This is a genomic window from Roseateles sp. (assembly GCF_039595295.1).
Lineage (GTDB): Bacteria > Pseudomonadota > Gammaproteobacteria > Burkholderiales > Burkholderiaceae_C > Roseateles.
Genome location: NZ_JBCNLU010000060.1, coordinates 1 through 13,878, shown reverse-complemented (window position 1 = coordinate 13,878; position 13,878 = coordinate 1). Strand labels below are relative to the sequence as shown.

Sequence of the window (13,878 nt, the reverse complement as noted above, 5' to 3'; positions counted from 1 at the left end):
CTTGCGGGCAAAGCGACAGATGGGGGTCAGGTTTCGCCCATAAGGGGGAAGGCAGACATCACCACTGCGACTGGTCCTCCGGGGCCGTGCGGGAAATGGTGCTGAGGCGGCAGGCCTTTCCCAAGGGTAGGGGTCTTGAGGTCGAGACCTTCTATGCGCCGCTCGTGGGCGGCGTCTACACGGTGCCGTATCAAGGCCGGAAGTGGATGGACGACCGGTCGCTGCCGTTGCCGAGTCGGCTGACCGACAGCATCGAGTTGGATGAGGTGTGCTTGGATCAAGGCGTGCGCGCCTCCTCGAATATCACGCCAGCTATTTCGTCCCGCCGGATCGGCTGGTCGTGCACTTCTATTCGGTGAGGGTGGAGAACCTGAGCCCGCCAAGCGATCCGGATGTTCAGCGCAAGACCAACTCTGGCGCCGCAGGGGATGGGGCGATGGTCGGCGTCTATTTAGGGCTGGGGAGTGCGGTTTTGGTCGAGAAACTGAATGAATGCTCGATCGGTGAGGGTGCCGTCTTGGGTCAGGATGTCGTTGGCCCTTAGGTAGGAAATATCTTCACGCGAGAGGCTCATATTCTGCTCCCCAAATACTGCGTCCCGCACCTGTTCCTGAATAATCCGAGCATTGCCGGAGAGGAAGGCTCGCGAACTAACGTATGACCGTAGTCGCCGCAGAAATCTTGCAATGTACGGAGCATTTGCTAAGGGGGTGGGAGAGGGTCTTTCGCGAGATGCTGAGGATCGAATTACTTGTTCGTAGGCTGTCCTCAAAGAGGCTAATTCTGACATTGCTGCTTCGAGTTCAGTCACCAAACGAACTCGCTCGTCAACAGTCAATGGTTGGTTGGCTTGCAATATCTCCTTGGTTGTTTCCACTCGATCGTTTGCTGCATAAAGTGCCGGAGCCAGCGCGTCCACAGTTAAGCTCCATGTCGCCAATCTTCCAACGGTTGAAGCGACGCAGGCTGCGTGCCGTGGTTGCTAGTATGTGGCGCAAATGCCTTCGGAAATGGAAGATTGAACCTCCAGCCAGGATTGGCCACGCAAGAGCTCTGGTCATCTCAACCATAAAGGTTGTCCAGCCCATAGATGTTTCAAATATCTGTTCCGCAGGCATTGCTCCTCCCCTTTGGGTTAATCTATTTTGGCTGGTTTCGTTGTGTTTTTCGGTGTTCGGGTGAACTTGTTTCTTGAGATGGTTTTGCTGGTGCCTTCTTTTTTATCCCTTTTCTCTCCATGTGATGTTCGCGCAGTATCTCTGAAATTTGCCCTTTTGCTTTTCTTGCGTAAACGTATATTTCACTCCCCTTTTCTTTTTCGATCTCCTCGAGTCGTAATCTGATGTCGCGGGTCATTACCGTATTCAAGAGGAGTAAAAGTTCGTCGTCCTCCAATGCGAGAGCTAGTCCAGCATAATGGTCCAGAAGTCTAAGCGCTTGCTCGCAGCCACTTCGTGCGATGTCGTACTGTCCGATGACAGCGAGGCCCGCTAGGAACTGTTCGCGGAGTCTGAAGGTCCGGTCGCTGGTCTGTTGAATATAGCTTGTTGTTAGCACAATGATTAGCGTGAGAGAGCTACTGATTGCCGCTACGTGTCCGCCGAAGAAATCCCCCAAAGGTCCTAGAGTTGCGAGCTGCTCCTCTGTTTTTCCAAATACCGCGAGGAGATAGAGTAATAGCGGCGGTGTGGAAAGGATAACAATAAGGAGGACTGAAAGTCTGAGGGGCCAAGGCCATGTCGTTCGATATGAGGCAGCAAGCTTCAACATTTGGCGCGTCGATTCTGTTGGGTGACCTTCGAATCGTCGGTGATTATTGGTGGAGTCGTTGTCCTCGTTTTCTCTGATGCCGCACCGATCTTTGGATAGCAGCGGGCATCGGTCTTTATACGATCTTGATACCCCCACCCCCCGCTTCTACAGCCTCTTGAGGCCGTCACTTCTAGAGTCCATCCATCCCATCCCGCCCTCACTCGAGAGGGCATGGGTTTTCAAAAATGGATGCACTCTTTCTTGGACTGAGCGTCGTCTTGTTCCTCGTCGCGGTCGGTCTGGCAGTCGCCAGCGATCGTTTGGGGAGCAAGCAATGAGCGCGCTCTACTGGTTGACCGGCCTGCTCTCCGCGGGCCTGTTCGTCTATCTCCTGATCGCGCTCTGGCGCGCCGAGGAGTTCTGACATGACGAACCTCGCCTGGGCCAATCTGGCCCTCTACCTCGGCGTCACGCTGCTGCTCGCCTGGCCGCTTTCCCGCTGGATCACCGCCCTCGCGCAGGGCCGCGTCCCGCGCTGGATCGCCGCCATCGAGAAACCCATCTTCCGTCTCTGCGGCATCAAGCCTGAAGAAGGAATGAGCTGGAAGCAGTACGCCATCGGCCTGCTGATCTTCAACTTCATCGGCGTCATCGCCGTCTACGCCCTGCAGCGTCTGCAAGGCGTGCTGCCGCTCAACCCGGCAGGCATGGCCGGCGTCTCTCCCGACTCGGCCTTCAACACCGCCATCAGCTTCGTCGCCAACACCAACTGGCAGGGCTACGGCGGCGAGTCGACGATGAGCTACCTGACCCAGATGCTCGCGCTGACGGTGCAGAACTTCCTGTCCGCCGCCACCGGCATCGCCGTCGTCTTCGCGCTGATCCGCGGCTTCGCGACGCGTCTGTCCGGCCATGTCGGCAACTTCTGGGCCGACGTGACGCGCTGCACCCTGTGGCTGCTGCTGCCGCTGTCCTTCGTCCTCGCGGTCGTCTTCGTCCAGCAAGGCGTGATCCAGAACTTCGACGGCTACAAGACCTTCCAGACCATCGAAGCCCAGGACTACCAGACCCCCAAGCTCGGCGCCGACGGCCAGCCCCTCAAGGACGACAAGGGCCAGCCGGTGATGGAGAACCAGCGCACGCAGGAGCAGACGCTCCCCATGGGCCCGGTCGCTTCGCAAGAAGCCATCAAGATGCTGGGCACCAACGGCGGCGGCTTCTTCAACGCCAACTCCGCCCACCCGTATGAGAACCCGACCCCGCTGAGCAACCTGCTCCAGATGGTCGCGATCTTCGTCATCCCCGCCGCGCTGTGCCTGAGCTTCGGCCAGCTCGTCGGCGACCGCCGGCAGGGCGCCGCGATCCTCGCCGCGATGAGCGTGATGTTCATCGTCGGCGTGCTCATCGCCACCCCCGCCGAGCAGGCCGGCAATCCGCTGGTCGCGGCGCAAGGCGTCGACATCCAGGCCTCCGCGCTGCAAGCCGGCGGGAACATGGAAGGGAAGGAAACCCGCTTCGGCATCGGCGCCAGCTCGCTCTTCGCGGTCGTGACCACCGCCGCCTCCTGCGGCGCGGTCAACGCGATGCACGACAGCTTCACCCCCATCGGCGGCGCCGTGCCGCTGGTGATGATGCAGCTGGGCGAGGTGGTCTTCGGCGGCGTCGGCACCGGCCTGTACGGGATGCTGATCTTCGCGATCCTGGCCGTCTTCATCGCCGGCCTGATGATCGGCCGCACGCCCGAATACCTCGGCAAGAAGATCGAGCCCTTCGAGATGAAGATGAGCGCCGTCGCCATCCTCGTCACGCCCATCGTCGTGCTGGCGGGCACCGCCATCGCGGTCCTGGCGGGCGACGGCAAGGCCGGCATCGCCAACCCCGGCGCCCACGGCTTCAGCGAGATCCTCTACGCCTTCACCTCGGCCGCCAACAACAACGGCAGCGCCTTCGCCGGCCTGTCCGCCAACACGCCCTTCTACAACACGATGCTCGGCATCGCGATGTGGCTCGGCCGCTTCCTGGTCATCGTCCCCGTGCTGGCCATCGCCGGCAGCCTGGCCGCCAAGAAGCGCATCCCCGTCGGCGAGGGCACGCTGCCCACCCACGGCCCCCTGTTCGTCGTGCTGCTCATCGGCACCGTCCTCCTGGTCGGCCTGCTGAACTACGTGCCCGCGCTCGCGCTCGGTCCCGTCGTCGAGCACCTGATGCTCTGGAAGTGAACCTTCGGAGCCCGTCATGACCAATCAACTCAAGACCCTTCATACCTCCGCCACGCGAGAGGGTGTCCGCACCGGCCTCTTCGACCCGGCGCTGGTGAAACCGGCCATCGGTCAGTCCTTCGCCAAGCTCGCGCCCGCGGTGCAGCTGCGCAACCCGGTGATGTTCGTCGTCTACGCCGGCAGTATCCTGACCACGGGCCTGTGGCTGGCCAGCTTCTCCAAGCCGGAACTCGCCGGCGCCGAGGGCCCCGGCTTCATGCTGGCGATCGCGCTGTGGCTGTGGTTCACCGTGCTCTTCGCCAACTTCGCCGAGGCGCTGGCCGAAGGCCGCTCCAAGGCGCAGGCCGCCTCGCTGCGCGGCCTCAAGGCCAAGACCTGGGCCAAGAAGCTGGAGCAGCCCCGCCACGGCTCGTCCTGGCATCCGGTCCCCTCCGAGGAGCTCCGCAAGGGCCACGTCGTCCTCGTCGAGGCCGGCGACCTGGTGCCCTTGGACGGCGAGGTCATCGAGGGCGTCGCCTCGGTCGACGAGAGCGCCATCACCGGCGAATCCGCGCCCGTGATCCGCGAGTCCGGTGGCGACTTCTCCGCCGTCACCGGCGGCACCCGCGTGCTGTCGGACTGGGTCGTCGTGCGCATCGCCGTCAATCCGGGCGAGGCCTTCCTGGACCGCATGATCGCGATGGTCGAAAGCGCCAAGCGCCAGAAGACGCCCAACGAGATCGCGCTCACCATCCTGCTGGTCGCGCTGACCCTCGTGTTCCTGGTCGTGACCGTGACGCTGCTGCCGTACTCGCTGTTCAGCGTGGAAGCGGCCGGCGCCGGCACCGTGGTGTCCATCACCGCGCTGGTGTCGCTGCTGGTCTGCCTGATCCCCACGACCATCGGCGGCCTGCTGTCCGCCATCGGCGTGGCCGGCATGAGCCGCCTGATGCAGGCCAACGTGATCGCGACCTCGGGCCGCGCCGTGGAAGCCGCCGGCGACGTCGACGTGCTGATGCTGGACAAGACAGGCACCATCACGCTGGGCAACCGCCAGGCCTCGGCCTTCCTGCCCGCGCCCAACCTGCAGGAGCAGGTGCTGGCCGACGCCGCCCAGCTGTCCTCGCTGGCCGACGAGACGCCCGAGGGCCGCAGCATCGTGGTGCTGGCCAAGCAGCGCTTCAATCTGCGCGAGCGCGAGCTGGCGACGCTGCAAGCCCACTTCGTCCCGTTCACCGCCCAGACCCGCATGAGCGGCGTCGACTTCGGCGATGTCGACGCGCCCAAGCGCCAGCTGCGCAAGGGCGCGGTCGACGCGATCCGCCGCTTCGTCGAGCTGCACGGCGGCCAGATGCCGGCCCAGGTCACCGCGGTGGCCGAGGAGGTCGCGCGCCGCGGCTCCACGCCGCTGGTGGTGGCCGATCTCAACGAAGGCCAGGCCCGCGTGCTGGGCGTCGTCGAGCTCAAGGACATCGTCAAGGGCGGCATCAAGGAGCGCTTCGCGCAGCTGCGCAAGATGGGCATCCGCACGGTGATGATCACCGGCGACAACCGCCTCACCGCCGCCGCGATCGCGGCCGAGGCCGGCGTCGACGACTTCCTCGCCGAGGCCACGCCCGAGGCCAAGCTCAAGCTGATCCGCGACTACCAGGGCGAAGGCCGCCTGGTGGCGATGACCGGCGACGGCACCAACGATGCGCCCGCACTCGCGCAGGCCGACGTGGCGGTGGCGATGGCCAGCGGCACACAGGCCGCGAAGGAGGCCGGCAACATGGTCGACCTGGACTCCAACCCGACCAAGCTGCTGGAGATCGTCGAGACCGGCAAGCAGCTCCTGATGACGCGCGGCTCGCTGACCACCTTCTCGATCGCGAACGACGTGGCGAAGTACTTCGCCATCATCCCGGCGATGTTCCTGGGCGTGTATCCGCAGCTGGCCGCGCTCAACGTGATGGGGCTGCACAGCCCGGCTTCCGCGATCCTGTCGGCGGTGATCTTCAACGCGCTGATCATCGTCGCACTGATCCCGCTGGCCCTCAAGGGCGTGGCCTACCGGCCCATCGGCGCGGCCGCGCTGCTGCGCCGCAACCTCTGGATCTACGGCCTGGGCGGCCTGATCGTTCCCTTCATCGGCATCAAGGTCATCGACCTGCTGCTGGTCGCGCTGCACCTGGTCTGACGCGTGGAAAGGACACACACCATGACTTCGACTCTCAAGATGATGCGCCCCGCGCTGGCGGGCTTCGTGCTGCTCAGCGCGGTGACCGGGCTGCTGTACCCCGCGGTGGTCACCGGCGTCGCCAAGACCTTGTTCCCCTTCCAGGCCGAAGGCAGCCTGATCGAGCAGGGCGGCCAGATCGTCGGCTCCGGCCTGATCGGCCAGAACTTCTCGTCGCCGCGCTACTTCTGGGGCCGGCCCTCGGCCACCGCGCCGATGGCCAACAACGCCACCGGCTCCAGCGGCTCCAACCAGGGCCCGCTGAACAGCGCGCTGACCGACGCCGTCAAGGCGCGCCTGGAAGCGCTCAAGGCCGCCGATCCGCAGAACCCGCTGCCCGTCCCGGTGGACCTGGTCAGCGCCTCGGCCAGCGGCCTGGATCCGCATATCTCGATGGCCGCCGCGCGCTACCAGATCGCGCGCGTCGCGCGTGAGCGCGGCGTCCCCGTGGCCACCGTGGAGCGCCTCGTCCAGGCCAACACCGAGGCCCGTGACCTCGCCGTGCTCGGCGAGCCCCGCGTCAACGTGCTCAAGCTCAACCTCGCGCTCGACAACGCCCTTGACCGCGCGCAACCTGCTCACTGATCCGATCTTCATGAAAACCCGTCTTCTTTCCCTGTTCCTGATCTCCTCCTGCTTCCTGCACGCCGCCGCGCGCGCCGAGGGCGAAGCCCCTGCCGCCGCGCCGGCCCCGGCCCCTGCTGCGACCGAGCACAGCTTCACCGGCAACCTCGGGTTCGTCTCCGACTACCGCTTCCGCGGCATCAGCCAGACCTGGAAGCAGCCCGCGATCCAGGGCGGCTTCGACTACAGCCACAGCAGCGGCCTGTACGCCGGCACCTGGGCGTCCAACGTCTCGGGCAACAGCTACAACAACGGCGCCGGCATGGAATGGGACCTCTACGGCGGCTGGAAGACCGCCGTCGCCGAGGGCGTCACGCTGGACGTCGGCGCGCTGGCTTATCTCTATCCCGGCGCCAAGCTCAACGCCGCGCCGGGTCAGCCGACCTCGCATCGATACGACAACGTCGACCTCTACGCGGCCGTGAGCGCGGGCGCCTTCTCGGCCAAGCTGTCGGTCGCCGCCACCGACTACTTCGGCCTGGACAGCGACACCGCCGGCTACGCCTACTTCAGCGCGCTCACGCCCAAGGGCTCGTCCAAGGGCACGTCCTATCTGGACCTGAACTACAACGCCGACATGGGGCAGGGCGTGACCCTGGGCATGCACCTCGGCCATCTGTGGGTGCGCAAGTACGGCGACCTGTCGTACACGGACTGGAAGCTGTCGGTGAGCAAGGAGCTCAAGGACCTGGGCGGCGTGGTCGTCAGCCTGGCCGCCGTCGGCACCGACGCGAAGAAGGACCTGTATCAGGTCGGCGACTCGGCGGCCGCGCGTGCGAAGCGCGTCGGTGGCACCGGCGTCGTGCTCGGCCTGAGCAAGACCTTCTGACCTGACGTGATCCGACGCGATCCGACGCGTCTGAGGAGAGAATCGCCCGATGCCCGCCGCGCCCGACGAAAGACCTGACCCCGACAGCCTGCTGGCGCAGATCCGCCAGGAGGAAGAGGCCCAGTCGCGCGGCCGGCTGCGCATCTACTTCGGCGCCTCGGCCGGCGTGGGCAAGACCTTCGCGATGCTGCAGGCGGCCCGCCATCTGCGCGAGCAGGGGCGGGCGCCGCTGGTCGGCGTCGTCGAGACCCACGGCCGCTCGGACACCGCCGCGCTGCTGGACGGCCTGCCGCGCCTGCCGATGCGGCAGGTCCCCTACCGCGACCGCACGCTGCCGGAGTTCGACTTGGACGGCGCGCTCGCGCAGCTGCGTGACCAGCCCGACGCCCTGATCCTGGTGGACGAGCTGGCACATTCCAACGTCGCCGGCTCGCGCCATCCCAAGCGCTGGCAGGACGTCGAGGAGCTGCTGGCCAATGGCATCAGCGTCTACACCACGGTCAACGTCCAGCATCTGGAGAGCCTGAACGACGTCGTCGGCGGCATCACCGGCGTGCGGGTGCAGGAGACGCTGCCCGACACCTTCTTCGACCGGGCCGACGAGGTCGTGCTGGTCGACACGCCGGCCGACGAGCTGCTTGCGCGCCTGAAGGCTGGCAAGGTCTACCAGGGCGCGCAGGCCGAGCGCGCCGGCCAGCACTTCTTCCGCAAGGGCAATCTGATGGCGCTGCGGGAGCTCGCGCTGCGCCGCACTGCCGACCGCGTCGAGGACGACGTGCAGGCCTGGCGCAGCAACGAGCGCATCGCGGCGGTCTGGAAGACCGAGGCCGCGGTGCTCTGCGCCATCGGGCCCGGCGGCGAGGCCGAGAGCATCGTGCGCAGCGCCGCGCAGCTGGCGCAGCAGCTGGCGGTGAGCTGGCATGCGGTCTACGTCGAGACGCCCGCGCTGCACCGGCTGCCCGATGCCCGCCGCGAACGCATCCTGCGCGTCGTGCGGCTGGCCCAGGATCTGGGCGCGACGACGGCGGTGCTGTCGGCGCAGGACCCCGCCAGCGCGCTGGCCGAGTACGCGCGCGAGCACAACCTCTCCAAGCTGCTGATGGGACGCGGCGCGCAGTCGCCGCGCCGCTGGGGCAGCCGCGATCTGGCCGCCCATCTGGGCCGGGCCGCGCCGGAGCTGGACCTGATCCAGGTCGGCGCCTCGGCCACGCAGCGCGAGACGGACGACGAGCCGGGGCCCAGCTTCGGCGACGCGCCGCGGCGCTACGTGTGGGCGACGCTGAGCTGTCTGGCGGTGGCGCTGGCGTGCTGGCCGCTGTCGCATCGGATCGCCACGGACAACATCGTCATGCTGTTCCTGCTGGGCGTGGTCGCGGTGGCGATGCGCTGGGGCCGCGGGCCGGCGGTGCTGGCGAGCTTCCTCAGCGTCGGTCTGTTCGACTTCCTCTTCGTCGCGCCGCGCCTGAGCCTGGCGGTCAGCGACGTGCAATACGTGATCACCTTCGTGGTGATGCTGGCGGTCGGCCTGATTACCGGCCAGCTCACCGCCGGGTTGCGCTACGAGGCGCAGGTGTCCTCGGAACGCGAGGCCCGCGCGCGGGGGCTGTTCGAGCTCACCCGCGAGCTGGCCGGCGCGCTGCAGATCGAGCAGGTGGTCGCCACGGCGGAGCTGCAGCTGTCGCAGCAGTTCGGCGGTCGCGCGCTGCTCTTCGTGCTGGACGACGACGACCGGCTACGGCCCTCGCCGGCGCAGCCGGCGCTGCCGCCGGACGATCAGCCCGATGCGGGCACGGCGCGCTGGGCGCTGGACCATGAGCAGGCCGCGGGCCTGGGCACCGACACGCTGCCGGGCAGTCAATGGTTCTACCTGCCGCTGCGCGCGCCGATGCGCTCGCGCGGCGTGCTGGCGCTGCGGCCCGGCGAGCCCGGTACGCTGATGCTGCTGGAGCGCCGCGCACAGCTGGAGACCGCGGCCCGCATCACCGGGCAGGCGCTGGAGCGGGTGCACTACGTCGAGGTGGCGCAGCAGGCGCTGCTGCAGATCGAGTCGGAGCGGCTGCGGAACTCGCTGCTGTCCGCGCTGTCGCACGACCTGCGCACGCCGCTGGCGGCCTTGCAGGGGCTGGCGGAAACGCTGGCCCGGCGCGAGCTCGACAGCGCCGCGGCCGAGACGGCGCGCGCGATCGAGCAGCAGTCGTTGCGCATCAACGCGATGGTGCACAACCTGCTGGACATGGCGCGGCTGCAGAGCGGCGCGCTCAAGCTCAACCGGCAGTGGCAGCCGGTGGACGAGGTCATCGGCAGCAGCTTGCAGCTGATGGGCTCGGCCTTGACGCGGCACCGCGTGGTGCTGGACGTGCCGGCGACCTTGCCGCTGGTGGAACTGGACGCGGTGCTCATCGAGCGCGTGCTGGCCAATCTGCTGGAGAACGCCGCCAAGTACACGCCGCCGGGCAGCGAGATCCGCGTCATCGCGCGCGCGCATGGCGACGCGGGCGGCGGCGATGCTGGCAAGGGCGAAATGCGCCTGTCCGTCGAGGACAACGGGCCGGGTTTGCCGGCAGGCCGCGAGGAGGCGCTGTTCGAGAAATTCGCGCGGGGCCACAGCGAGTCGCATCTGCCGGGCGTGGGGCTGGGGCTGGCGATTTGCCGTGCCATCATGCAGGCCCACGGCGGGCGCATCTGGGCCGAGCGCGCGAGGCCCGAGGGCGGGGCGCGATTCAGTCTGGCGCTGCCGCTGGGCGAGCCGCCGGCGCTGCCGGCCTTTGAGGAAGACAGGGAGCCGAATCCGTGAGCGAGCCGCAGCCGATCGCGCTGATCGTCGAGGACGAGCCGAACATCCGCCGCTTCGTGCGGCTGGCGCTGGAGGGGGAGGGCTGGTCCGTGCACGAGACCGGCACGCTGCGCCAGGGCCTGATCGACGCGGGCACGCGAAGGCCCGACGTGGTGATCCTGGACCTGGGTTTGCCGGACGGCGACGGTCAGGACTTTCTGCGTGACTTGCGGGCGTGGTCGTCGGTGCCGGTGATCGTGCTCTCGGCGCGCGGCGGCGAGGACGACAAGATCGCCGCGCTGGACCACGGCGCCGACGACTACCTGAGCAAGCCCTTCGGCGTCGGCGAGTTGATGGCGCGGGTGCGCGTCGCGCTGCGCCGCAGCCAGGCGCGCGCCAGCGAGCAGCAGGATCCGGCTTTCCGTTTCGGCGATGTCGAGGTCGACCTGGCCGCGCGCCGGGTGCGACGCGGCGGCGAGGAAGTGCACCTCACCCCGATCGAATACCGGCTGCTCAGCCACCTGATCGGGAACGCCGGCAAGGTGTTGACGCATCGTCAACTGCTCAAGGCGGTGTGGGGGCCGTCGCATGTGGAGCAGAACCACTATCTGCGCGTCTACATGGGCAACCTGCGCCAGAAGCTGGAGGCCGAGCCGGCCAGCCCGGCGCATCTGTTGACCGAGACGGGGGTGGGGTATCGCTTGATGCCGTGAATCGGGTGCGAACCCGAGCCACGGGAAAGCTACTCGTGCGATCCACTTCCAGAAGGGATGGCCATGCTTTCCTGTTGCATGCCTGGGATGAACCCTCCCAGATCCGAATCCGAATCCGAGCTACGCCTTGGGCGCGATCCCGCCGCGATCCGCTGCGACGATGCGCCGGCTCCCCAGGCCCCATCAGACGCTCGACCAGAGCGGACCGGATCAGCAGCAATGTCTGCGGTGCTCGCTCAGCGGCGACTAGCGACACGGGTGGAATACACCAAGCGCGCTGGCGACCGCTGGGCATCTGCCCTGCGCAAGATCCCGCTGGGGAACGCCATCGTCTATCCGGATCCGGACGATGTCGCTCAGGGGGCCGTGAACCACAGCGCGGCAAAGGCCGCGCTCACACTGGTTCGCGAGCTCTTGCACAGCCCGGAGATGGGGGGCAAGTCGACAAACAAATGGTCGAGCCACCAGGAGACTCCTCCCAGCGAACGCATGTCGCGTAGCTTCCCGTTCACCATCGGTATTGAGAATCCGAGTGCCGAGGCCAACCTCGCAAAGTCGGACTGTGAGGTGTGGGCGGGCTATCACTGCAACTGCGCCGCGCTGGCCATCGCGGCACAGCATGTGGTTGCTCAACAGGAGCCGACGATTCAGACCTCCCTGGTTGAGCTCACCGTCGACCATGTCTTCGCGGTCATCGGGTCGGTGCGGCCAGAACTGGTCTGTTTGCCCATCCAGGAATGGCCGGCGCATCTGTTCATCTGCGACCCTTGGGCCAACATCTGTTGCCCGGCGCCGGATTACCCGGACCGATTCAAGGAGAAGATGGCGAAGTGGGGCAGGGGCGGGAAACGCATTCTGTCGGCCGAGCAAGAGTGGGTGGCACCGGATCGACCGGGTTGGCTGCTGGGGGCGCACCGGGCGTCCAGGATCATTGTTGAGCAGCGCTACGAGTCGAGCGTTGAGAAGGGACGGCGCACCCAGAGGGGCTATGTGCCGAAGTCAGCGCCCGAGGCAAAGGAATCCCTGTGTAGCATTGATCCCCTGCGGCCCGCCCAGAGGCAGGACGCGACCGTTCGCTCAACAGGAGATCCCTCATGATCCAGCAGGCCCAAGTCGAACTCGCCAAGACCTTCTTCGAGCAGTCGAAGAAGGCATTCGAGCAGAACTATTCGGGGTGGAGCACGGTGCTCGCGTCGCAGAAGGCGATCATGGAATCCATGCGCTCGGCCGGCACGCCTTTCGCGGTCGCCGCCGATGAGTTCCAGAAACTGATCGACTTCCAGGAACAGCAGTTCCGCGCCACCGTGGACTTCATGACCAAGCTGCAGGCGGATTACGCCAAGATGGTTCAGCAGAAGAGCAAGTGAACGATGCGGGGACGCGCATCGCTGCACTGACGAGCCTTTCCGCTCATGTCTTCAGGATGCGCATTCCCTTCACCTCCCTGGATGTCGTCTGGCACCGCGTCGGCGAACCCGCCGACCGGATCCGTCCAGCCATCACTGACGTTGACGGCGGCGTCCCCTGGAATGGCCACGCTGGCCACTCCGGCCACAGTTCCGAGACCGCGTGCACGCGCAAGCTGGAGATCTGCCAGGACGGACTTCCGTTCAAGATCCGGTCCGCGGAGGCCGCGGACGTCGCCGTGCGCTTGCGTTCGCAGTTCATCGCGCGGGCGACCCGCAGCCATGCCAGGATCGTGCAAGGCGAGCCCCTTGGGTCGCGCGTGCGGCAGTACGACAACCCTCGTCCGACCCGGACCGTCGAGGCGGCGGCGAGGGAGACCTTGCGTGACATCCGTCTGGCGCTCTACGACCGGCGTTTCGGCGCGCTCAAGTCGAACAACAAGCGCGAGGCATCTCAGCCGGCGCCCATCCATGCGCAAGCGCTGCATGCGCGTTTCCACCACGTCATCGCTGCGCCGGTGGTCAACGCCGCGCGCTCGGCCAGCATCTGGCAGGCGCGCACGGTCAACTGCAACGAACTGGCCTCCGCGGCGCAGGATCTGCTGGCGCATCGCCATCCGAAGCTCCCGACCAGCCTGGTGGTCGTCGGGCGGGCGCATGCCCTGGCGGTGATCGGCGCGATCGATGCGGCAGTGGCCGCTCGTCCCATGGCGACCTGGCCGTCGCACCTGCAGGTCTGCGATCCCTGGGCGAATCTGACCTGCCGGGCCTGCGACTATCCCCGCCTGTTCTCCGAAAAGATGAGACGCTGGGCGAGCCAGGGCAAGCTGATTCGACACGCCGAGCAGGACTGGCGCGCGGCCGACGATCCCGCGTGGATGGACATCGTGCACCAGGTGCCGGAGGTCTTCTCGCGCCGGACCTATCGCAATGGGCAGTTCATGGATGTTCCGGTGCATCTGGCGAGCGGGCGCCCTGTCTGAGGCGGCTTCGTCGACGCCGCAGCGCGCCGGCGCGGCATGGGCGCTCTCCCGCGAGGCCCCGGTCCCGTCGGGCGTGTCGCCCCGGGTTGACGCGGCGAACGCCGCGGTGGAAAAATCGCGCCTCACGCCGCCGCCGGGACTCGCCCGGATCGCGCGCCGCCCACCCCCTCAACATCCTGGAGGTGCCCGAATGAAGACCGTTTCCATCCTTCATCGCTGATCGCCGACGGCTGCACGGATCTGTCCCTGCCGCAACCGCGCGATGCCTGGCTCCCGGTCCCGAGACCGGCCTGACGCCGTAGCGCATCGCCGACCGCCACTCCGCTCCCCGTCGGTTTCCTGAACCCACCAGGATCCGCCCGCGCCAACAACGCCGGGCGGT

At 66.8% G+C, this 13,878-nt stretch carries 13 protein-coding genes; 11 read left to right on the top strand and 2 right to left on the bottom strand.

Annotated elements, in window-relative coordinates; all coding sequences use genetic code 11:
• The coding region (locus ABDW59_RS23400; protein ID WP_343633692.1) for a hypothetical protein at positions 1 to 359 on the top strand (359 nt) is incomplete at its 5' end.
• Between the two features lie 92 nt (positions 360 to 451).
• Here ABDW59_RS23400 and ABDW59_RS23395 read toward each other — a convergent pair.
• Positions 452 to 919 carry a hypothetical protein gene (locus ABDW59_RS23395; RefSeq protein WP_343633689.1) on the bottom strand — a complete coding sequence of 156 codons (468 nt, stop codon included), beginning with the start codon at positions 917 to 919 and terminating at the stop codon, positions 452 to 454.
• A gap of 221 nt (positions 920 to 1,140) precedes the next feature.
• Entirely contained in the window at positions 1,141 to 1,770 is a 630-nt protein-coding gene (locus ABDW59_RS23390; protein WP_343633687.1) for a hypothetical protein, read from the bottom strand.
• Positions 1,771 to 2,086: 316 nt separating this feature from the next.
• Here ABDW59_RS23390 and kdpF point away from each other — a divergent pair, with 316 nt between their 5' ends.
• From kdpF to ABDW59_RS23340, 10 genes are all read left to right on the top strand, one after another.
• On the top strand, positions 2,087 to 2,176 hold the full coding sequence (kdpF, locus tag ABDW59_RS23385; RefSeq protein ID WP_067064141.1) for a K(+)-transporting ATPase subunit F: 90 nt from the start codon (positions 2,087 to 2,089) through the stop codon (positions 2,174 to 2,176).
• A 1-nt stretch (position 2,177) separates the two neighbouring features.
• Positions 2,178 to 3,971 carry a potassium-transporting ATPase subunit KdpA gene (kdpA, locus tag ABDW59_RS23380; protein ID WP_343633685.1) on the top strand — a complete coding sequence of 598 codons (1,794 nt, stop codon included), beginning with the start codon at positions 2,178 to 2,180 and terminating at the stop codon, positions 3,969 to 3,971.
• 16 nt (positions 3,972 to 3,987) lie between these two features.
• Positions 3,988 to 6,129 carry a potassium-transporting ATPase subunit KdpB gene (gene kdpB, locus ABDW59_RS23375; protein WP_343633683.1) on the top strand — a complete coding sequence of 714 codons (2,142 nt, stop codon included), beginning with the start codon at positions 3,988 to 3,990 and terminating at the stop codon, positions 6,127 to 6,129.
• A 21-nt stretch (positions 6,130 to 6,150) separates the two neighbouring features.
• A complete protein-coding gene (gene kdpC, locus ABDW59_RS23370; RefSeq protein ID WP_343633681.1) occupies positions 6,151 to 6,753 on the top strand; it encodes a potassium-transporting ATPase subunit KdpC in 603 nt (200 codons plus the stop codon).
• 10 nt (positions 6,754 to 6,763) lie between these two features.
• On the top strand, positions 6,764 to 7,621 hold the full coding sequence (locus ABDW59_RS23365; protein WP_343633679.1) for a TorF family putative porin: 858 nt from the start codon (positions 6,764 to 6,766) through the stop codon (positions 7,619 to 7,621).
• Between the two features lie 49 nt (positions 7,622 to 7,670).
• Positions 7,671 to 10,415, top strand: a complete 2,745-nt coding sequence (locus ABDW59_RS23360) for a DUF4118 domain-containing protein (protein ID WP_343633677.1) — start codon at positions 7,671 to 7,673, stop codon at positions 10,413 to 10,415.
• Complete coding sequence (gene kdpE, locus ABDW59_RS23355; protein WP_343633674.1) at positions 10,412 to 11,107, top strand: two-component system response regulator KdpE; 696 nt, start codon at positions 10,412 to 10,414, stop codon at positions 11,105 to 11,107. Before ABDW59_RS23360 ends, kdpE begins: the two co-directional genes overlap by 4 nt.
• Positions 11,108 to 11,326: 219 nt before the next feature.
• Positions 11,327 to 12,205: a hypothetical protein gene (locus ABDW59_RS23350; protein WP_343633673.1), complete on the top strand. Its 879-nt coding sequence runs from the start codon at positions 11,327 to 11,329 to the stop codon at positions 12,203 to 12,205.
• On the top strand, positions 12,202 to 12,474 hold the full coding sequence (locus tag ABDW59_RS23345) for a hypothetical protein (RefSeq protein WP_343633671.1): 273 nt from the start codon (positions 12,202 to 12,204) through the stop codon (positions 12,472 to 12,474). Before ABDW59_RS23350 ends, ABDW59_RS23345 begins: the two co-directional genes overlap by 4 nt.
• On the top strand, positions 12,471 to 13,496 hold the full coding sequence (locus ABDW59_RS23340; protein ID WP_343633669.1) for a hypothetical protein: 1,026 nt from the start codon (positions 12,471 to 12,473) through the stop codon (positions 13,494 to 13,496). The genes ABDW59_RS23345 and ABDW59_RS23340 overlap by 4 nt, the downstream gene beginning before the upstream one ends.
• Positions 13,497 to 13,878: the final 382 nt, after the last annotated feature.

Coding starts and splice junctions, on each gene's coding strand:
- ABDW59_RS23390 (WP_343633687.1), bottom strand. CDS start 1,770: ATGTTGAAGCTTGCTGCCTCATATCGAACGACATGGCCTTGGCCCCTC.
- kdpF (WP_067064141.1), top strand. CDS start 2,087: ATGAGCGCGCTCTACTGGTTGACCGGCCTGCTCTCCGCGGGCCTGTTC.
- kdpA (WP_343633685.1), top strand. CDS start 2,178: ATGACGAACCTCGCCTGGGCCAATCTGGCCCTCTACCTCGGCGTCACG.
- kdpB (WP_343633683.1), top strand. CDS start 3,988: ATGACCAATCAACTCAAGACCCTTCATACCTCCGCCACGCGAGAGGGT.
- kdpC (WP_343633681.1), top strand. CDS start 6,151: ATGACTTCGACTCTCAAGATGATGCGCCCCGCGCTGGCGGGCTTCGTG.
- ABDW59_RS23365 (WP_343633679.1), top strand. CDS start 6,764: ATGAAAACCCGTCTTCTTTCCCTGTTCCTGATCTCCTCCTGCTTCCTG.
- ABDW59_RS23360 (WP_343633677.1), top strand. CDS start 7,671: ATGCCCGCCGCGCCCGACGAAAGACCTGACCCCGACAGCCTGCTGGCG.
- ABDW59_RS23350 (WP_343633673.1), top strand. CDS start 11,327: ATGTCTGCGGTGCTCGCTCAGCGGCGACTAGCGACACGGGTGGAATAC.
- ABDW59_RS23345 (WP_343633671.1), top strand. CDS start 12,202: ATGATCCAGCAGGCCCAAGTCGAACTCGCCAAGACCTTCTTCGAGCAG.